Source organism: Brevundimonas halotolerans (genome assembly GCF_003730275.1).
In the GTDB taxonomy this organism is placed as follows: domain Bacteria; phylum Pseudomonadota; class Alphaproteobacteria; order Caulobacterales; family Caulobacteraceae; genus Brevundimonas; species Brevundimonas halotolerans.
In genome coordinates, this window is sequence record NZ_QTTA01000017.1 from 187,608 (window position 1) to 205,266 (window position 17,659).

Genomic DNA, 17,659 nt, shown 5'->3' on the forward strand with positions numbered 1-17,659 from the left:
AGGGAGCCCATGATGCGTCGCCTTATCCTGATCAGTCTGCTTGCGGCGTCGGCCCAGCTTTTTACGGGAGCCCTCGCCATGGCCCAGACCCCCTCGCCCGCCCTGCCCAACCAGGCCCTGTATGATCCGCAGGGCTTCCTGCCGCCGGCCCCGGCGTGGGACGGGGCTAGCCGGTCGCTGTTGCGGCCCGCGTCAGACCCGTGGGCCACGGACTTCGAGCGCGACCCCGAGCTGGATTTCAGCCCCAACTATGAGGACACGCGCGCCTGGTTCGACCGGCTGGATGCAGCGTCCGACTGGATCCGCATCGAGGAGTTTGGAACGTCGCCCGAGGGGCGGCCGATCTATGCGGTGATCGCCTCCAAGGACGGGGCCAAGTTCGATCCGTCCAAGCCCGTGATCCTGGCGCAGGCGGGCATCCACCCCGGCGAGATCGACGGCAAGGACGCGGGCATGATGCTGCTGCGCGACATCGCCTTTTACGGGCGCGACGACCTGCTGGACGGGGCCAATCTGATCCTGATCCCGATCCTGTCGGTGGACGGGCATGAGCGGGCCAGTGCGTATTCACGGCCGAACCAGCGCGGTCCGCGCATTCAGGGCTGGCGCAACACTGCGACCAACCAGAACCTGAACCGGGACTATATGAAGCTGGACCAGCCCGAGATGCAGGCGGTGCGCGGGCTGATCCTGAAGTATCAGCCGGACCTGTATGTCGACATCCACGTCACCGACGGCCTCGATTATCAATATGACGTGACCTATGGCTACAACGGCGAGAACGGCATCTGGAGCCGCAGCCCGGAGACGGCGCTGTGGCTGGACCGTGCCTTCAAGCCGGCGATGAATGCGGCGCTGGAGGCGCAGGGCCACATCCCGGGCGAGCTGGTGTTCGGCATCGACGACCAGAACCCCCGCGCGGGCCTGTCGGACGGCGGGCTGGGCGAGCGGTTCTCGAACGGCTGGGGCTCGGCCGCCCATGTGCCGACCATCCTGATCGAGAACCACAGCCTGAAGCCCTATGACCAGCGGGTGCTGGGCACCTATGTCTTCCTCGAGACGGCGCTGACGGTGCTGGCGGACGAGGGCAGCGATCTGCGGGCTGCGGTCGAGGCCGACCGGGCCCTGCGCCCCGCGACTGTCCCGACCAATTTCGTGCCGAGCGAGGAGCCCGTCTCGATCCGCCCGTTCAAGGGCATCCGCTATGAGACCTATGTGAGCCCGGCGTCGGGTCGCGAGGAGGTGCGTTGGCTGGGCGTGGCCGATCCGGAGCTGTGGCAGATGCCCTTCTATGGCTCGGTGCCGACGCTGGAGCTGGCGCGGCCTGAAGCCTATTGGGTGCCGGCGCACCGGGCCGACATCATCGAGCGGCTGCGGATGCACGGCATCGAGATGGAGACGCTGGACGAGGCGCGCACGGTGTCCGTCGAGATGCTGCGGCTGGAGGACATCCGCCTGTCGCCGCGCACCAATGAAGGCCATGTGCCGGTCCGGGTGGGCGGCGTGACGCCCGAGGCCCGCGACTGGACCTTCCCCGCCGGATCGGTGCGGGTGTCGACCGACCAGCCGCTGGGCGATGTGGTGGTGCTGTTGCTGGAGCCGCAGTCGAGCGAGAGCTTCTTTGCCTGGGGCATGTTCCTCGAGGTGCTGAACCGCGTCGAATATATCGAGGGCTATGCCATTGCCCCGCTGGCCGAGGCGATGCTGGCCGCCGACCCGGCGCTGAAGGCCGAGTTCGAGGCCAAGCTGGCCGCCGATCCCGAGTTTGCCGCGAACGGTGACGCGCGCCTCGCGTGGTTCTATGAGCGGACGCCCTTCTATGACGACCGCTTCAACCTGTATCCGGTCGCGCGGGAGACACGCTGATGACGCTGTCGGATTTCATCCAGCCCGAGGCCGCCGCCGGGGCGCTGGACGCCCTGTCGCTGTGGGTCGGCCTGCTGGTGCTGTGGCTGGTGGTGCTGTCGTTTGGTGTGGTCGGGCAGAGGCGACGGCTGAAGGTGGCCTTTGGCGACGGCGGCCATGTGTCGCTGACGGCGGCCGGGCGAGCCTTTGGCAATGCCGCGGAATATGTGCCGGCCGGCCTGATCGCCCTGTTGCTGCTGGCCCTGACGGGGGCGACGCCGCTGTTGATCCATAGTCTGGGAGCGACCCTGCTGGCCGGGCGGGTGATCCATGCGGGCGGACTGCTGTTCCAGAAGGGGCCGTCGCTGGGCCGGATCCTGGGCATGGCCCTGACCTATGCGGTGCTGTTGTTTGCGGCAGGGCTCCTGATCGGACAGGCCGTCGGCTGAGGTCGGACAGGCGCGGACGGTTGCCCCTGCGGGCCGCTGTCGCCATATCGGGGCATGGCCGATTCCCCTGCTCCCACCACTGATCTGATCCATGATGTCCTGGCCGCCGCGCTCAGGGCCGGTGCCGATGCCGCCGAGGCGGTGACCGCCGAGCGGACCTCGCTGTCGGTCGGGGTGCGCGACGGGGCGCTGGAGGATGTCGAGCGCGAGGAATCGCATGATCTGGGCCTGCGGGTCTTCATCGGGCGGCGGCAGGCGACGGTCTCGACCTCGGATCTGTCGGCACCGACGCGGGCGCGGCTGATCGAGCGGGCCGTGGCCATGGCGCGGCTGGCCCCCGAGGACCCCTATGCCACGCTGGCCCCCGAAGAGCGGCTGTCCCGGGCGCCGTTCCGCGAGCTGGACCTGTACGACGACGGATTCCCTGAACCCAAGGCGCTGGAGGCGGCCGCGCGCGACTGTGAGGCGGCGGCGCTGGGGGTCGAGGGTGTGGCGCGGTCCGAGGGCGGCCATGCCTCGGCCTCGCGCAGCGCCTGGCGGCTGGTGACCTCGCACGGCTTTGACGGCCAGTATCGCGGCACCGCCTTTTCGCTAGGCGCGGGCGTCATTGCCGAGAAGGACGGGGCGATGGAGCGGGGCGGCGAGCATCGCACCCTGCGCCATCTGTCGGACATGCCGTCGGCCGAATCGCTGGGGCTGGAGGCCGGACGCCGCGCCGTGGCCCGCGTCGGGGCGCGCAAGATCGCCTCGCAGACCCTGCCCGTGATCTTCGAGAACCGGGTCGCGACCCAGGTGCTGTCGCCCCTGCTGGGCGCCATTTCCGGCCCGTCGATTGCGCGCGGCACGTCGTTCCTGAAGGACGCCATGGGCGAGGCCGTGCTGCCCGCTCCCCTGTCGCTGATCGATGACCCCTTCCGCATGCGGGGTCTGGGCTCGACCCCGTTCGACGATGAGGGGGTCCAGGTGGTTGAGCGGGCGCTGGTCGACCGGGGCGTGATCACCACCTGGCTGATGAATACGGCGGCGGCGGCGCAGCTGGGTCTGGCCAGCACCGGCCATGCCTCGCGCGGGCTGGCCGGGCCGTCGGGCGTCTCGACCCACAACCTGCACCTGACGCCGGGCGAGTTGGACCTCCCCGGCCTGATGGGTCAGGCGAGCACCGGCCTGCTGGTGACCTCGATGTTCGGGCCGTCGCTGAACCCGAATACCGGCGACTGGTCGGCGGGGGTGTCGGGCTTCTTCTTCGAGGGCGGCCAGATCACCCATCCGGTCAGCGAGGTGACGGTGGCCGGCAATCTGCGTGCGCTGTGGATGCGGATGGTGGCGGGGAGCGATCTGGAGTTCCGGTCGTCGTTCAACAGCCCGTCGCTGCTGATCGACGGCGTGGCGGTGGCCGGCAAGTGACCGATCTCGCCGCCGACCTGGCCCTGATCGTCGAGGCCGCGCGCGAGGGCGCCATCCTGGCCGAGGCCGAGCGGGTCAAGGGTCTGGAGATCGAGCACAAGCCCGGCGGCTCGCCGGTCACCAGCGCGGACTATGCCGTCGATGCCTTTCTGAAGGACCGCCTGCGGACGTCACGTCCCGACTATGGCTGGCTGTCGGAGGAGACCCCGGACAGCCCCGAGCGGCTGAAGCACCGGCGCATCTTTGTGGTCGACCCGATCGACGGCACCCAGGCCTTTATCGCCAACCGGCCGTGGTGGTGCATTCCCATCGCCGTGGTCGAGGACGGCCAGCCCGTCGCCGCCGTGATCCATGTGCCGGAGCTGTCGGAGACCTTTGAGGCGACGGTCGGCACCGGGGCCCGCATGAACGGCCGGACCATCCGGGCCAGCGACACCGATGCGCTGGAGGACGCCTCCCTGCTGGCCAGCGCCCAGATGCTGCAGGGGCCGCAGTGGGTGACGCCCTGGCCCCCCATGCGGTTCGAGAAGCGCAACGCCCTGGCTTACCGGATGGCGCTGGTGGCAGGCGGGGCATTTGACGCCACGGTGGCGCTGACGCCCAAGTGGGACTGGGACGTCGCGGCCGGGGCCCTGATCGCGCGAGAGGCCGGGGCCATTGTCACCGATCATCTCGGCGGGGACTGGCGCTTCAACCGGCCTGATCCGCGTCAGGCCAGCCTGATCTGTTCGGCGCCGGCCCTGCACCCGTTGATCCTGGAGCGAACCGGGGCTATCCCCCGGGCCAGTTGATCCCCTCCCCTTCATCAGGAGGCCTGCCCGCAGGCCAGCCGCCCATGACCGACACCCCCAAGACCCCCGGACAAGAGCCCGAGCAGCTGCTGCATCTGGTGATCGGCGGAGAGCTGCGCCACCTGGATGCCCCGGTGTTCCGCGACCTGTCGAAGATCGACTTCGTCGGCGCCTTCCCGAACTACGGAGAGGCCAAGAAGGCGTGGAAGGCCAAGGCCCAGGCCACGGTCGACAACGCCCACATGCGCTATTTCATCCTGCATGCGCACCGGATGATCGACCCGCGCGGCGACGCCCACTGAGCCCGCCGTCTGGCGCCCAGGCGCGGACCGTGAGACCCTCTGGCCTGCGCTATGGAGACGACCGATGACCCTGTTCGGCCAGACCTTTGATACGCAGCAGGTGTTCGCCCTGGTCCTGCTGTGCGCCAGCCTGATCTACTGGGTGTTCGTCATGCGCGGTGAGCGCAGCTACCACCGCTGGTTCAAACGCTGGGAAGCCGACCGCAAGGCAAGGCGCGAGGCCGAACGCCGCGCCGAGGGCGGCGGCGGATCGGGCGGTCCGTGGGGTTGAGCCCAACCGGGTAGACGGCAATAGTGATCCACCGCTCGCTGACGGGATCCTGCCATGTTGCTACGCGCCCTGCTGCTTTCCATCCCTCTGCTGGCGACCGCCGCTCAGGCCCAGGAGACCGTCCTCGTTCCGTCGACAGACGAGGTTCTGCAAGCCCTCCAATCGAACACCACTCTCCGGCCCGGGGACGCGTTCTTGATGGGAGAAGGCATCGCCCTTGATGGCGAAACAAGGATGCGCGCATCACTAGGGTCACCGGGTATCTGTGAACAGGACCGTTTCTGGATCAACATGGGACCTGATCGGGGTGACGGCATCCCGCGGGCGACGGAAGTTAGTGCCCAGACCAGCTACGGGATCATGGCCGTCGAACCTGAACGCGGGGATGAGACCGTTGCGGAGGAGCGGGAGAGGGACATCGCCCATGACATCGCCTGCTATCACTGGGGCCAGCAGGGAAACTTGGCCTATATAGACGCAGAGCATGAGGGCACTGTCCGGCTGGCTGGGCAGATTATTGAGGCCCTGGCCCTCGACGCGCGGACCGACCAACGCGTGCGATGGGGCTGCAGGAATATTGAACGGTGCCCCACCGGGGATCAGGGGCTGGCGATTCTGAAGCCGGGCGATCTGACCCACGTGAGGACCGCCGAAAGCGACTGTCGGGATGGGTATTATTGCTGGGCACTGGTGCTACGCGGAGATAGCCCCGGGAGCGACGTATGGATCCTCACGGTCGAGCTCTCTGAGCTTCGCCCCCCAAGCGCTGTGAGCGTGATGTGGGGATGGGCCGATGGCCGCATTATCGCCGACTAGGGGGTAGACCCTATTCCCGCTTGAGCAGGCGTTCCGTCAGCAATGTGCCCCACCAGCCGGCCTTGAACTCGGCGCGGATGGCCTTGGGGTCATAGCCGGGGCTGTCGACCCATTCGAGGAAGCCGATGCCCTGCGGTTCGATCTCGTGGACGTATTTCTCGAGGTAGAAGTCGAGCACGCCGGTCAGGCCCTCGCGGCTGTGCAGATACTTCTTGGACAGCTGGCTCATGGCCTCCGAGATCGGCTCGCCGAGATGGAAATGGCGATAGAAGACCGCCATCAGACCGGCCCGGTCGGCGCCCGACTTGCAGTGGATCAGCACGGGGTATTCGATGGTCTGGAACAGGGCCCTGGCCCGGTGCACCCGGTCGGGACCCGGCACGTCGCGCGAGTCCAGCGGAGCATCGATCAGGGTCAGGCCCAGCCGCTCGCAGGCGTCCTTTTCCAGCCAGTAATAGGCCTCGTCCCGCGCGCCGCGCAGGTTGATGACGGTCTTGATGCCCCGCGCCTTCCAGCGGGCCAGCTGGCGCGGTGAGGGCTGGTTGGTGCGCACCAGATCGGGGCCCAGCCAGTGGGCATTCGAAAAGGCCACGCGCAGGAAGGCATGGTCCTCGAGCCAATAGGACAGGTGGGTCTTGAAGCGGCCCAGGCGCGTGGACAGATCATGGCGCGACATGGGGGGCAGATAGCCTTTCGCCGGGAAGGGCAGCAATGCAATTTCGCCAGACGCTTGACTTGCAGGGGGCATCAGACGACCGAGAGGGCATGTCCGCGCCCGACGCATCCTCCAGACCTGCCCGCCCGCTGCTGGGCCGGATCTGGCGTGACTATCTGTCCCGGCACAAGGCGGCGCTGGGGCTGTCGATGCTGTGTGCGGCGGTGGTCGGGATCATGGCGGCGACGGTGCTGCAGCTGCTGGAGCCGGCCATCGACGGCCTGTTCCTCGGCAAGGCCGTGACCATCTGGGGTGTGATCACCGTGCCGCCCGGGCGGGCGCTGCTGTGGATCCCCCTGATCATCGTCGGCGCGGGCCTGATCTGGACGGTGGCGGCGCTGGGACAGGCGGCGCTGGTCAACCGGCTGGGCCACGGCATCGTCGGCGACATCCAGATCAAGCTGTTCGGGGCGATGATCCGGGCCGATCTGGCGCGGCTGCGGGCGCAGCATTCGGGCGGCTTTGTCTCGTCGGTGCTGTTCGACGCCAATCTGGTGCGGGAAGCCTTCACCAACGGCATGGTCAACTATACCCAGCATGCGCTGACCCTGATTGCGGTGATCGCATATATGGCCTGGAGCGACTGGCGGCTGACGCTGATCGTGCTGCTGGGGGCGCCGCTGATCGCCCTGGTCATCCGCCGGTTCGGCAAGCGGATGAAGAAGGCGACGACCGGGGCCATGGTCGAGACCGGCAATCTGTCGACCGCCCTGATGGAGAATCTGGACGGCGTCCGCCTGATCAAGATCGAGAACCGCGAGGATGCCGAACAGGCCCGCGTGGGCGAGGTCGTGGGGCGGCGCCAGCGCCATGTGATCAAGAGCGCCGATGCCCGCGCCTTTGCCGGGCCGATGTCGAACCTGGTGGCGATGATCGTGGTCGCCGCCGTCATGGCCTATGCCGGCTGGCAGGCGCGCGACGGGGCGATGACGGTCGGGGCCTTTGCCGCCTATATCGGCCTGCTGATGGCGGCGGGACAGTCGCTGCGTCAGGTGACCAATCTGCAGACCGTCATGTCGGAAGGCCTGACCGCCGCCGACCGGCTGTTCGGGGCGCTGGATATCCAGCCCGAGATCCGCGAGGCGCCGGACGCAGAGCCCCTGCCGCACGGGCCGGTGACGGTGGCGCTGGAGGGCGTGTCGTTCGCCTATGGCCCGCTCAGCGAGGGCAGTGCCCCCACCCTGTCCGAGGTTGAGCTGGTCGTGCGGCCGGGCGAGACCGTGGCGCTGGTCGGCCCGTCCGGCGGCGGCAAGAGCACCATCCTGAGCCTATTGCCCCGCTTCTATGACGTGACGGCAGGTCGGGTGACGATCAATGGCCGCGATATCCGTGAGCTGAAGCTGGCCGACCTGCGCGACCGGATTGCGCTGGTCACGCAGGAGCCCTTCCTGTTCGACGACACGCTCGCGGCCAATATCGCCTATGGCCGGCCGGGCGCGACGCAGGACCAGATCGAGGACGCGGCCCGGGCGGCGGCGGCGCATGAGTTCATCAGCGCCCTGCCCGACGGCTATCAGACCCGGGCAGGCGAAGCGGGCCTGCGCCTGTCGGGCGGTCAGCGGCAGCGGGTGGCGATCGCCCGGGCCTTCCTGAAGGATGCGCCGATCCTGCTGCTGGACGAGGCGACCAGCGCGCTGGACACCGAGAGCGAGGCGCTGGTGCAGGCGGCGCTGGAGCGGCTGATGGAGGGCCGCGCCACCCTGATGATCGCCCACCGGCTGTCGACCGTTCAGAACGCCGACCGCATCTATGTGATCTCGGCCGGGCGGGTGGTGGAACAGGGCAGCCACGCCGACCTTGTGGCGCAGAAGGGCCTCTATTCGCGGCTGGCGCGCAGTCAGGCGCTGGACGGCCAGCCCGCCGGGGTCGTGGCATGAGGCCGCTGCGCAATCCCCTGATCCAGAAGGCCGTCGCCTGGCTGCTCTCGCAGTGGATGGCCTTCTGCTACGCCACCCTGCGCTGGCAGCGCGAGAATGAGGGCGTCGCCGAGGCGGTCTGGGACCAGGGCGGCGGGGTGCTGGTGGTGTTCTGGCATTCGCGACTGGGCCTCGCGCCCGCCAGCTGGCCGCACGGACGGGGCCAGCCGACCAAGGGGCTGATCTCGCTGTCGCCCGACGGACAGTTTCTGGCCCGGGCCATGGCGCGGCTGGGCTTTCCCGCCATCCGTGGATCTTCGGCCAACAAGGACAAGCGGCAACAGGCCAAGGGCGGGACGCAGGCGTTGCGCGACGGCCTGCGCCAGTTGAAGGCGGGCGGACTGGCGATCACGCCCGACGGCCCTCGCGGACCCGTCAATGTGATGGCGCCCGGCCTGCCGACGCTGGCCCGGATGTCGGGTGCGCCCGTGCTTCTGATCGGGGTGTCGTGCAATCCGGCCATCCGGCTGAACAGCTGGGACCGGGCGGTGCTGCCCCTGCCGTTCGGCAAGGGGGCGGTGGTCTGGGACCGGGTGGACTGGCCCGAGGACGGCGACATGGACGAGGTCACCGCCGAGTGGACCGACCGGCTGAACGCGGTCGAGGCGCGCGCCGACCGGCTGACAGGCTTGAGCAGGGACCCGGCGTGAGCCTGCTGCTGCGCACCTATCGGCTGGCGACGCGGGTGCTGGAGCCCTTGGCGCCGCATGTGCTGGCGTACCGGGCGCGGAAGGGCAAGGAAGACCCCGCGCGCATCGAGGAGCGGCTGGGCCATGCCGCGGCCGGGCGGCCCGCCGGCGCGCTGGTCTGGATGCATGCCATCAGCGTGGGCGAGAGCCTGTCCCTGTTGCCGGTCATTGCCCTGCTGGCCGAGCGGCGGCCGGACCTGTCGGTGCTGGTGACGACGGGGACGCTGACCTCGGCCCGGATGATGGCCCAGCGCCTGCCCAAGGGGGTGATCCACCAGTATGCGCCAGTCGACACGCCGGGGGCGGTCAGCGGATTCCTCGACCACTGGCGGCCGTCGCTGGGCCTGTTTGTCGAGAGCGAGCTGTGGCCGAACCTGATCCTGGAGGCGCAGGACCGGGGCATTCCGCTGATGCTGGCCAGCGCGCGGATCACCGAACACAGCGCGAGGGGCTGGAAGAAGCGCCCGGCAGCGGCGCGGATGCTGCTGGAAGCCTTCGCCTGCATCCTGCCGCAGGATGACGCCTCGGCGGGGCGGATTGCGGAGCTGGGCGGACGGACGGACGGGCGGGTTAATCTGAAGCTGGTCGGGGCGCCCCTGCCCTTTGACCGCAAGGCGTTCGACCGGCTGAGCGAGGCCATCGGCGACCGGCCCGTGGTCGTGCTGGCCAGCACCCATGAGGGCGAGGAGGCGGCGCTGGTCCAGCGGCTGCAGGCGCTTGATCCCCTGCCCTTCCTGATCGTCGTGCCCCGCCACCCGGAGCGGGCGGGAACCATCGAGGCCGACATGGCGGCGCTGGGCCTGACGGTCGCGGTGCGGTCGCGGGGGGAGATGCCCGGCGCGGACACGGACGTCTATCTGGCCGATACGCTGAACGAGATGGGCCTGTTCCTGAGGCTGGCCGAGGTCGTGGTTCTGGGCGGCGCCTTTGGTCCGCTGATCGGACGCGCGCCCGTCGGCGGCCATAATCCGCTGGAGCCCGCGCGGCTGGCGAGGGCGACGCTGACCGGGCCGGACATGAGCAACTGGAGCATCGCCGGGACGATGGCCGACGCGGGTGGTCTGGAGATCATCACCGACCTGTCGCGTCTGGCGCCCCGGGTGGCCGCGCTGCTGGCAGACCCGGATCAGGCCCGCCAGCTGGGCCGGCAGGCCGAACAGGCCGCGGCGGGCGCCGACGGCGGGCTGGAAGTCCTTTGGCAGGCGATGGCACCGCTGCTGCCCCCCGCCGGAGGCCGCCGATGAAGATCTCGACCCCGCGCTGGTGGTACCGCCGCGACCGCAAATATGGCGTTCTGCCCCGGCTTTTGCTGCGTCCGGTCTCGTGGATCTGGGCGGCGGCGACCGCGCGGCGGATGGCCCGGACGGTGCCCCATGACCCCGGCGTGCCGATCATCTCGATCGGCAATCTGACGGTCGGCGGCTCGGGCAAGACGCCGATCGCGCTGGCGATCCTGGAACGGCTGAAAGCACGCGGCGTCGCGGCCCACGCCCTGTCGCGCGGCTATGGCGGCAGGCTGGAGGGTCCGGTGCGGGTCGATCCTGGCGCGCACACGGCGGAGGACGTGGGCGACGAGCCGCTGATGCTGGCGCAGGTGGCGCCCGCCTGGATCGCGCGGGACCGGGCGGCGGGGGCCGACGCTGCCGTCGCATCCGGGGCCGAGGCGCTGGTGCTGGATGACGCCCACCAGAACCCGACGCTGACCAAGACCCTCAGCCTGATCATCGTTGACGGCGAGACCCGCGACGACGAATGGCCATTCGGCGACGGGGCGGTGTTCCCGTCCGGCCCCATGCGCGAGCCGCTGGCGACGGGTCTGGCCCGGGCCGATGCGGTGGTGGTGCTGATGCCCGCCGACCTTCCGACGCCCGATCCGGAGCTTCTGGCCCTGTTCGGGGCGCTGCCCGTTCTGATCGCGCGGCTGGAGCCGGCGGGGCCGCCGCCGCCGGGACCGCTGATCGGCTTTGCCGGCATCGCCAAGCCGTGGAAGGTCGAGCGGTCGCTGAAGGCCGCCGGCTGTGATCTGGTCGACTTTGCCCCGTTCGCCGACCACGCCGCCTATGCCGAAGGCGAGCTAAGGGCTCTGGCCGAGCGGGCGGCGGTCTTCGACGCCGGACTGGTGACGACCGAAAAGGACTGGGTGCGCCTGCCCCCCGACTGGCGCGCCCGCGTCACCGCCTGGCCCGTCCGCGCCCGCTTCGAGGACGAGGCGGCGCTGGATGCGTTGCTGGCCCGGACCTGCGGGGGCTGAGCCCTACTCCGAGCGGTACACCACCCCGCCCTTCATGACGAAGGTGACGCGTTCGAGTACGGTGACGTCGCTGAGCGGGTCGCCCGAGACGGCGATCAGGTCGGCGGGCATGCCGGGCGCGATACGGCCCGCCTGATCGGCGATGCCGAGATGTTCGGCGGCATTGACGGTGGCGGTCTGGATGGCCTCCAGCGGGGTCAGGCCGGCGCGGACCAGCAGGGCGAACTCCTGGGCATTGTCACCGTGGGCCGAGACACCCGAGTCAGTGCCAAACGCGATCCGCACCCCGCCCCGGTGGGCGCGACCGGCCATGTCGAGCATCAGGGGCCCGGCCTGCAGGGCCTTTTCCGTCTGGGCCGGGGTGAAGAAGTTGTCGGGCCCCGAGGCGACGCGGGCGACATAGTCCCCGGCCATCAGGGTCGGGACCAGCCAGGCGCCGCTGTCGCGCATCAGGCGGATCGACTCGTCATCGAGATAGGTGCCGTGCTCGATCGAATCGCCGCCGGCGCGCAGGAAGGCATTGATGCCGTCGGCGCCGTGGGCGTGGGCGGTGACGCGGCGGCCCATGCGGTGGGCGGCCTCGACGATGGCGGCCAGCTCGGCCTCGGTGAACTGCTGGCCCAGACCGGCGGCCGTGTTCGACAGGACGCCGCCGGTCGCGGTGATCTTGATGACGTCGGCCCCGGCGCGGACCTGCTCGCGGACGGCCCGCATGCAGTCGTCGACGCCCGAGCAAATACTGGGTGAGGACAGGACGTGCAGGACCTCGTCGCGGTAGCCGTTGGCATCCCCATGGCCGCCGTGGATCGAGACCGACGAGCCCGAGGCGATGATGCGCGGGCCGATGACATCGCCCCGCCGGATGGCGTCGCGCAGGGCGAAGACGGCCTCATTGGCCCCGCCCAGATCGGCCACGGTGGTGAAGCCGGCCATCAGGGTCAGCCGGGCGTGGCGGACCCCGATCATGGCCCGGTCCGAGGTCGACAGGGTGACGGCATCCAGCCGGCCGGTCGGGCTCTGTTGGCTGGTCAGGTGGACGTGGCTGTCGATCAGGCCGGGCAGGACGAAGGCGTCGCGCAGGTCGATGATGCGGCCTACCTCAGCCTCGTTAACGAAAAACCCGTCGCGGATCTCGACCACCCGGCCGTCCGTGATCACAACAGTTTTATCCGTGAGAATTCTGCCGGTTCCCGGATCGGCCAGAAGACGCCCGACCTGCAGGAACGTCGTTCCCCCATCAGGAGAAAGGCCAGTCGGGACCGCGCCTTGCTGTGCCAGACTGGGCACGGCCGACAACAGCAACAGGCCAAGGGCCATCAGGATCGAACGCATTTCCACCTCCCCGGTATGAGGCTTGCACCATAGGCCCTTGGGAGGTTTCGCCAAGGCTCAGGTTGCTATGGCCGTACGGATTTGAAACAACCTGTCATGATCGTTGAACCGCAAGAGGGCGTCGCATGCGGATATCGAGACGAGGACTGATCCTGGGGGGCTCCGCGCTGATGGCGGGATGCTCTTCCGCCACCGCCAGTACGGTCGATCTGGCCACGCCGCTGGTCATGCCGGAACCGGTGCCGACCCCCGCCGTCGCGCCTGTCGTTCTGTCCGGTGACCCGGCGCCGCTCGATCCCAAGGGCATGGTGCGCAAGGAAGTGATGGACCGGGCCATGGCGGCGCTGGACATCCACCACCGCAAGATCCCGCAACGGGACCGCATGTATCTGGTCGACTTCAAGGTGCATTCGGCCGAGCCGCGCCTGTATGAAGTAGATCTGCTGGCCGGGACGGTCACGGCCATGCGCACCAGCCACGGTCGGGGATCCGACCCCGAGCACACGGGTGTGCCGCGCGCCTTCTCGAACACGCCAGAAAGCTTCATGTCCTCGGTCGGGTCCTATGTGACCGCAGGCCCGAACTGGGGTCCGCAGCAGGGGCCGAATGTCCTGCTGGACGGGCTGGAGTATTCGAACGACAAGGCGCGCGAGCGGGCCATCATCGTGCACGGCGCCGACTATGCCGACCCGGACTTCCTCGAGCGCGAAGGCAAGCTGGGCCGGTCGTACGGCTGTTTCTCGGTCGCCCACGCCGACCTGCCGGGCCTGCGTGAGCGGATGGGCGAGGGCCGCCTGCTGTTCGCGTTCAGCTAGGCGTTCCGCCCCCTCCACCGCTACGCGGTCCCCCTCCCCCGCAAGCGGGGGAGGATCAGTTATTCATAGCCGTGGGCGGCTTCGTTGATGACCTGTGAGGGCATGTTCGAGAAGTCGACGGCGACCGGGCCGGCCAGCTTGGCCTGAAGGGTGCGGATGACGTGGGTCATGCGGCGGCGGACCTCGCGCTCCGACTCGGAGCCCCCATCGAGGCTGAGCGGGGCGAGGCAGAAGTCGATGATGCCGTCGGTCGATTTGATCGGTTCCATGGGTGGGTTCCTTGCTTATTCAGCGGCGACGAACTGGGCGGTTTCGGTCGAGTCCTTGAGCGCCGTGGTCGAGGACTGGCCGTTCGAGATGACGGTGGCGACCTGGTCGAAATAGCCGGTGCCGACCTCGCGCTGGTGGCGGGTGGCCGTGTAGCCGGTGGCCTCATTGGCGAACTCGCGCTGCTGCAGCTCGGAATAGGCCGCCATGCCGCGGTCGCGATAGCCCGAGGCCAGCTCGAACATGCCGTTGTTGAGGCTGTGGAAGCCGGCCAGGGTGACGAACTGGAACTTGTAGCCCATGGCGCCCAGCTCGCGCTGGAACTTCGCGATGGTGGCCTTGTCCAGCTTGGCCTCCCAGTTGAAGGAGGGCGAGCAGTTATAGGCCATCAGCTTGCCGGGGTGCTTCTTCTGGATGGCCTCGGCGAACTTCTTCGCATCGTCGAGATCGGGGTGGGAGGTCTCCCACCACAGCAGGTCGGCGATGTTGGCATAGGCGAGGCCGCGGGCGATGCAGTGGTCAAGGCCGGTGCCGGGCTTGAGGCGGAAGAAGCCCTCGGGCGTGCGATCCTCGCGGTTGATGAAGGGGTGGTCGCGCTCGTCCACATCCGAGGTGATCAACTGGGCCGATTCGGCATCGGTGCGGGCGACGGTGATGGTCGAGGTGCCCATGACATCGGCGGCCAGACGGGCGGCGACCAGATTGCGCTCGTGCGCCTGGGTCGGGATCAGCACCTTGCCGCCGAGGTGGCCGCACTTCTTCTCGCTGGCCAGCTGGTCCTCGAAGTGGACGCCGGCGGCGCCCGCCTCGATGAAGGCCTTCATGATCTCGAAGCTGTTCAGCGGGCCGCCAAAGCCGGCCTCGGCGTCGGCGACGATCGGGGCGAACCAGTCGCGCTTGGCGCCGCCCTCGGCATGCTCGATCTGGTCGGCGCGTTGCAGGGTGCGGTTGATGCGGCGACACAGCTCGGGCGCGGCATTGGCGGGATAGAGGGACTGGTCCGGGTACATCGCGCCGGCGGTGTTGGCGTCGGCGGCGACCTGCCAGCCCGAGAGGTAGATGGCCTTGAGGCCCGCGCGGACCATCTGCATGGCCTGGTTGCCGGTCACGGCGCCCAGGGCATTGATGTAGGGCTCGGTGTGCAGCAGCTCCCACAGGCGGTCGGCGCCGCGCTGGGCCAGGGTCTGGGCCGGGGTCACCGAACCGCGCAGGCGCAGGACGTCTTCCGGCGTATAGGGGCGTTCAATCCCGTCAAAGCGGCCCTTGGGCGACGGCACCAAATCGGCGAAAGTGGTCATGGGTAGTCCCTCGTCTTGGATGCAGGCGGCGCGCGGCCACCGGTTGCGAGGAAGGAAACACGCGACAGTCACGATTTATACACGAAAAGCGGTCGCATTCCTGACATTTCGTCACATCATGACACTTGCATTCCAGTCATAATGTGACAAACTGCGGCCATGGATCAGACGCCGGATCGCAAGCTGTTTCTCGGGGGGCGCCTCAAGCGGCTGCGGCGCGAGCTGGACCTGACACAGACGGCCATGGCCGCCGACCTGGGCGTTTCCCCCAGCTATCTCAATCACATAGAGCGGAACCAGCGGCCGGTGACGGCGCAGCTGCTGCTGCGACTGGCCGAGACCTATGACGTCGATCTGCGCGCCCTGAATCAGGGAGGCGTCGGCGAGGCCGAACTGGCCGAGGTATTCGCCGACCCCCTGTTCGCCGGGATCAGCGTGCCCCGCCACGAGATGCTGCAGCTGGGCGAGGACCTGCCCGGCGCGGCCGAGGCGTTGATCCGGCTTTACCGGTCGCTGGCCGAGCAGCGCAGCCGCAGCCGGATCGAGGCCGAGCACGGCGGCGTCGAGACCGGCACGCCGTCCGACTGGGTGCGGGACCACATCCAGTCGCGCAACAACCATTTCGCCGAGCTGGATACGCTGGGCGAGGCGCTTAACGCCGCCCTGTTCGACCCGGCCGGCGGGGTGCACGACAGCTTTGAGGCGGCGGCGCGCGCGCGGCTGGCCACGCGACACCACCTGACGGTCAAGGTGATGCCGGCCGAGGTGATGGTCGAATGGACGCGGCGGTTCGATCCGCACCGGCGGCGGTTGCTGCTGTCGGAGACGCTGGGGCCGTCGTCGCGGGCCTTTGCCGTCGCCTATCAGCTGGCGCTGAGCGAGCACGGGGCCGAGCTGGAGGCCATGACCGGAGCCGCGCGACCGCCGGATGAGGCGACCCGGCGGCTGTTGAAGGTGTCGCTGACCAACACCCTGGCGGCCGCGACCCTGATGCCTTACGGCCCGTTTCAGGCGACGGCCGAGGACACCGCCTATGACCTCGGGCGGCTGACGGCCCGGTTCGGCGTGTCGTTTGAACAGGCGGCGCACCGGCTGACCACCCTGTCGCGGCCCACGGCGCGGGGGGTGCCCTTCTTCCTGATGCGGGTCGATCAGGCGGGCAATATCTCCAAACGCTATGCCTCGGGGGCGTTTCCGTTCTCGCGCTTTGGCGGGGCGTGCCCGCGTTGGCGGCTGCATGCGGCCTTCCGCACGCCCGGGCGGATCGTCACCCAGATCATCGAGACGCCGGAGGGCGGGCGCTGGTTCACCCTGGCGCGCACGGTCGGGCGGCAGGGGGACGGAGCCGACGACGGCGGGCAGGATCTGGCCATCGGACTGGGGTGCGAGCTGAAGCATGCGCCGCGGCTGGTCTATAGCCGGGGCCTCGATCTGGCCGCGCCCGAGGTGACGCCGATCGGCCCGGCCTGCCGGCTGTGCCTGCGCCACCCCTGCGCCGAACGCGCCGCCCCGCCGCTGGACCGGCCGCTGGCGGTCGACGACTGGACCAAGTCGGTCAGCCCCTATCCGTTTGAAGCCTGACACGGGGATCAAGGGCCGCCGCCGCGCTTCTGCAGGCGGCGGCGCTGGGCGCGGTTGAGGGGTGGGGCGGGCTGTGACGCCGGGGGTGGCGTGGAGTCCCGCAAAACAGACTCCACTTTCTCCACTTTCGAGACGGCCTGCCGGGCGTGGAGGGCGGCCATATGGGCCTCGGCGGCGCGTACGATGGCCTCGCTTTCGCGCAGGGCATCGAGGCTTTGCTGATGGGCGGCGCGCCTGCGGTCGGCGGCCCGGGCCTGGTTTTCGGCGGTCGCCGTGGCCTTCAGCTGGGCATGGACCCGCGTCCAGCGCGCGGCCCCGGCCGCATCCCCGGCATCCAGGGCGGCGCAGATGCGGTGCCAGACCTTGTCGAGCGCGGTCCACAGATCGTCGACGGGATCGTCGAGTTTGACCGGCGCGGGCGGCGGCAGGGTGGCGGCGCGGCGCGGATGGTCGCGACGCAACCACCCCTCACGCGCTGCGCGCTGCCAGAAGGTGGACGGCGACAGCGCCAGCTCGCGACAGACCATGGCGGCGGTCGACCCTGCCAGATAGGCCTCGCGCGCGACGCTCCAGACGTCGTCGGGGGCGGGGGGAGAGGGAGCAGCCTGTGTCATGCCGGGGAGGCTGGCACGCGGGTGCGTCAAAAACGGACGGGGGGGGTGGCCCGCAGGGCCGATGGGGGCCCGGGCGTGCGCGGCGTCTGAGGGCATTGATGCGGCTGCCGGTCAGGGGTTCATCACAGCGACCACAGCGAAGAAAAGCCACGGAGGACACAGCGAGGGCCTGCGGGGGGCGACGGCGGAGGCCTAAGGGTCGGGGCCGCCCAGTTCATCTCCTCCCCATTGCATGGGGAGGTGGCGCGACGCGCAAGCGTCGTGACGGAGGGGGCGGCGGTGTGGGTGAAGGTTTCGGATTGT

General features: G+C 69.3%; 18 protein-coding genes. 13 read left to right on the top strand and 5 right to left on the bottom strand.

What is annotated here, in order from left to right:
* Positions 1 to 78 precede the first annotated feature (78 nt).
* The 7 genes from EG854_RS08560 (at position 79) to EG854_RS08590 (ending at position 5,878) form a co-directional block, all read left to right on the top strand.
* Positions 79 to 1,866 carry a M14 family metallopeptidase gene (locus EG854_RS08560; protein ID WP_123287767.1) on the top strand — a complete coding sequence of 596 codons (1,788 nt, stop codon included), beginning with the start codon at positions 79 to 81 and terminating at the stop codon, positions 1,864 to 1,866.
* Positions 1,866 to 2,294, top strand: a complete 429-nt coding sequence (locus tag EG854_RS08565; protein WP_123287688.1) for an MAPEG family protein — start codon at positions 1,866 to 1,868, stop codon at positions 2,292 to 2,294. The genes EG854_RS08560 and EG854_RS08565 overlap by 1 nt, the downstream gene beginning before the upstream one ends.
* A gap of 54 nt (positions 2,295 to 2,348) precedes the next feature.
* Positions 2,349 to 3,698, top strand: a complete 1,350-nt coding sequence (locus EG854_RS08570) for a TldD/PmbA family protein (RefSeq protein WP_123287689.1) — start codon at positions 2,349 to 2,351, stop codon at positions 3,696 to 3,698.
* Complete coding sequence (locus EG854_RS08575) at positions 3,695 to 4,489, top strand: 3'(2'),5'-bisphosphate nucleotidase CysQ (protein ID WP_123287690.1); 795 nt, start codon at positions 3,695 to 3,697, stop codon at positions 4,487 to 4,489. Before EG854_RS08570 ends, EG854_RS08575 begins: the two co-directional genes overlap by 4 nt.
* Positions 4,490 to 4,533: 44 nt before the next feature.
* Positions 4,534 to 4,791: a DUF4170 domain-containing protein gene (locus EG854_RS08580; protein WP_123287691.1), complete on the top strand. Its 258-nt coding sequence runs from the start codon at positions 4,534 to 4,536 to the stop codon at positions 4,789 to 4,791.
* Positions 4,792 to 4,855: 64 nt separating this feature from the next.
* Entirely contained in the window at positions 4,856 to 5,062 is a 207-nt protein-coding gene (locus tag EG854_RS08585) for a hypothetical protein (RefSeq protein WP_123287692.1), read from the top strand.
* Positions 5,063 to 5,116: 54 nt separating this feature from the next.
* Positions 5,117 to 5,878 carry a hypothetical protein gene (locus EG854_RS08590; protein ID WP_123287693.1) on the top strand — a complete coding sequence of 254 codons (762 nt, stop codon included), beginning with the start codon at positions 5,117 to 5,119 and terminating at the stop codon, positions 5,876 to 5,878.
* A gap of 10 nt (positions 5,879 to 5,888) precedes the next feature.
* Here EG854_RS08590 and EG854_RS08595 read toward each other — a convergent pair whose 3' ends face one another.
* Complete coding sequence (locus EG854_RS08595) at positions 5,889 to 6,554, bottom strand: fused DSP-PTPase phosphatase/NAD kinase-like protein (RefSeq protein ID WP_123287768.1); 666 nt, start codon at positions 6,552 to 6,554, stop codon at positions 5,889 to 5,891.
* Between the two features lie 89 nt (positions 6,555 to 6,643).
* Here EG854_RS08595 and EG854_RS08600 point away from each other — a divergent pair, with 89 nt between their 5' ends.
* From EG854_RS08600 to lpxK, 4 genes are read left to right on the top strand one after another with little or no spacing between them, the layout of a single operon-like run.
* Positions 6,644 to 8,470: an ABC transporter ATP-binding protein gene (locus tag EG854_RS08600; protein WP_123287694.1), complete on the top strand. Its 1,827-nt coding sequence runs from the start codon at positions 6,644 to 6,646 to the stop codon at positions 8,468 to 8,470.
* Positions 8,467 to 9,159 carry a lysophospholipid acyltransferase family protein gene (locus EG854_RS08605; RefSeq protein WP_123287695.1) on the top strand — a complete coding sequence of 231 codons (693 nt, stop codon included), beginning with the start codon at positions 8,467 to 8,469 and terminating at the stop codon, positions 9,157 to 9,159. Before EG854_RS08600 ends, EG854_RS08605 begins: the two co-directional genes overlap by 4 nt.
* Positions 9,156 to 10,442, top strand: a complete 1,287-nt coding sequence (locus EG854_RS08610; RefSeq protein ID WP_123287696.1) for a 3-deoxy-D-manno-octulosonic acid transferase — start codon at positions 9,156 to 9,158, stop codon at positions 10,440 to 10,442. Before EG854_RS08605 ends, EG854_RS08610 begins: the two co-directional genes overlap by 4 nt.
* Entirely contained in the window at positions 10,439 to 11,449 is a 1,011-nt protein-coding gene (lpxK, locus tag EG854_RS08615) for a tetraacyldisaccharide 4'-kinase (RefSeq protein ID WP_123287697.1), read from the top strand. Before EG854_RS08610 ends, lpxK begins: the two co-directional genes overlap by 4 nt.
* Positions 11,450 to 11,452: 3 nt before the next feature.
* Here lpxK and EG854_RS08620 read toward each other — a convergent pair whose 3' ends face one another.
* Positions 11,453 to 12,781 carry a metal-dependent hydrolase family protein gene (locus EG854_RS08620; RefSeq protein WP_123287698.1) on the bottom strand — a complete coding sequence of 443 codons (1,329 nt, stop codon included), beginning with the start codon at positions 12,779 to 12,781 and terminating at the stop codon, positions 11,453 to 11,455.
* A 125-nt stretch (positions 12,782 to 12,906) separates the two neighbouring features.
* Between EG854_RS08620 and EG854_RS08625 the strand changes: the two genes are divergently transcribed.
* A complete protein-coding gene (locus tag EG854_RS08625) occupies positions 12,907 to 13,596 on the top strand; it encodes a murein L,D-transpeptidase catalytic domain family protein (protein ID WP_123287699.1) in 690 nt (229 codons plus the stop codon).
* Between the two features lie 59 nt (positions 13,597 to 13,655).
* Here the strand turns inward: EG854_RS08625 and EG854_RS08630 are convergent, their stop codons facing one another.
* Together EG854_RS08630 and aceA are read right to left on the bottom strand one after the other, a co-directional pair.
* Positions 13,656 to 13,865 carry a hypothetical protein gene (locus EG854_RS08630; RefSeq protein WP_123287700.1) on the bottom strand — a complete coding sequence of 70 codons (210 nt, stop codon included), beginning with the start codon at positions 13,863 to 13,865 and terminating at the stop codon, positions 13,656 to 13,658.
* 15 nt (positions 13,866 to 13,880) lie between these two features.
* Entirely contained in the window at positions 13,881 to 15,161 is a 1,281-nt protein-coding gene (gene aceA, locus EG854_RS08635) for an isocitrate lyase (protein ID WP_123287701.1), read from the bottom strand.
* A 159-nt stretch (positions 15,162 to 15,320) separates the two neighbouring features.
* Between aceA and EG854_RS08640 the strand changes: the two genes are divergently transcribed.
* Complete coding sequence (locus tag EG854_RS08640; protein WP_123287702.1) at positions 15,321 to 16,742, top strand: helix-turn-helix domain-containing protein; 1,422 nt, start codon at positions 15,321 to 15,323, stop codon at positions 16,740 to 16,742.
* A gap of 8 nt (positions 16,743 to 16,750) precedes the next feature.
* On the opposite strand, the gene EG854_RS08645 is transcribed toward EG854_RS08640, so the two are convergent.
* Complete coding sequence (locus tag EG854_RS08645; protein ID WP_123287703.1) at positions 16,751 to 17,356, bottom strand: hypothetical protein; 606 nt, start codon at positions 17,354 to 17,356, stop codon at positions 16,751 to 16,753.
* Between the last annotated feature and the right edge of the window lie 303 nt (positions 17,357 to 17,659).

What these genes read in the sequence shown, in the direction of transcription:
- EG854_RS08595 (WP_123287768.1), bottom strand. Translation starts at nt 6,554, where the DNA reads ATGTCGCGCCATGATCTGTCCACGCGCCTGGGCCGCTTCAAGACCCAC.
- EG854_RS08585 (WP_123287692.1), top strand. Translation starts at nt 4,856, where the DNA reads ATGACCCTGTTCGGCCAGACCTTTGATACGCAGCAGGTGTTCGCCCTG.
- EG854_RS08640 (WP_123287702.1), top strand. Translation starts at nt 15,321, where the DNA reads ATGGATCAGACGCCGGATCGCAAGCTGTTTCTCGGGGGGCGCCTCAAG.
- EG854_RS08625 (WP_123287699.1), top strand. Translation starts at nt 12,907, where the DNA reads ATGCGGATATCGAGACGAGGACTGATCCTGGGGGGCTCCGCGCTGATG.
- EG854_RS08605 (WP_123287695.1), top strand. Translation starts at nt 8,467, where the DNA reads ATGAGGCCGCTGCGCAATCCCCTGATCCAGAAGGCCGTCGCCTGGCTG.
- EG854_RS08570 (WP_123287689.1), top strand. Translation starts at nt 2,349, where the DNA reads ATGGCCGATTCCCCTGCTCCCACCACTGATCTGATCCATGATGTCCTG.
- EG854_RS08580 (WP_123287691.1), top strand. Translation starts at nt 4,534, where the DNA reads ATGACCGACACCCCCAAGACCCCCGGACAAGAGCCCGAGCAGCTGCTG.
- EG854_RS08565 (WP_123287688.1), top strand. Translation starts at nt 1,866, where the DNA reads ATGACGCTGTCGGATTTCATCCAGCCCGAGGCCGCCGCCGGGGCGCTG.
- EG854_RS08630 (WP_123287700.1), bottom strand. Translation starts at nt 13,865, where the DNA reads ATGGAACCGATCAAATCGACCGACGGCATCATCGACTTCTGCCTCGCC.
- EG854_RS08645 (WP_123287703.1), bottom strand. Translation starts at nt 17,356, where the DNA reads ATGACACAGGCTGCTCCCTCTCCCCCCGCCCCCGACGACGTCTGGAGC.
- EG854_RS08590 (WP_123287693.1), top strand. Translation starts at nt 5,117, where the DNA reads ATGTTGCTACGCGCCCTGCTGCTTTCCATCCCTCTGCTGGCGACCGCC.
- aceA (WP_123287701.1), bottom strand. Translation starts at nt 15,161, where the DNA reads ATGACCACTTTCGCCGATTTGGTGCCGTCGCCCAAGGGCCGCTTTGAC.
- EG854_RS08600 (WP_123287694.1), top strand. Translation starts at nt 6,644, where the DNA reads ATGTCCGCGCCCGACGCATCCTCCAGACCTGCCCGCCCGCTGCTGGGC.
- EG854_RS08620 (WP_123287698.1), bottom strand. Translation starts at nt 12,781, where the DNA reads ATGCGTTCGATCCTGATGGCCCTTGGCCTGTTGCTGTTGTCGGCCGTG.
- lpxK (WP_123287697.1), top strand. Translation starts at nt 10,439, where the DNA reads ATGAAGATCTCGACCCCGCGCTGGTGGTACCGCCGCGACCGCAAATAT.
- EG854_RS08560 (WP_123287767.1), top strand. Translation starts at nt 79, where the DNA reads ATGGCCCAGACCCCCTCGCCCGCCCTGCCCAACCAGGCCCTGTATGAT.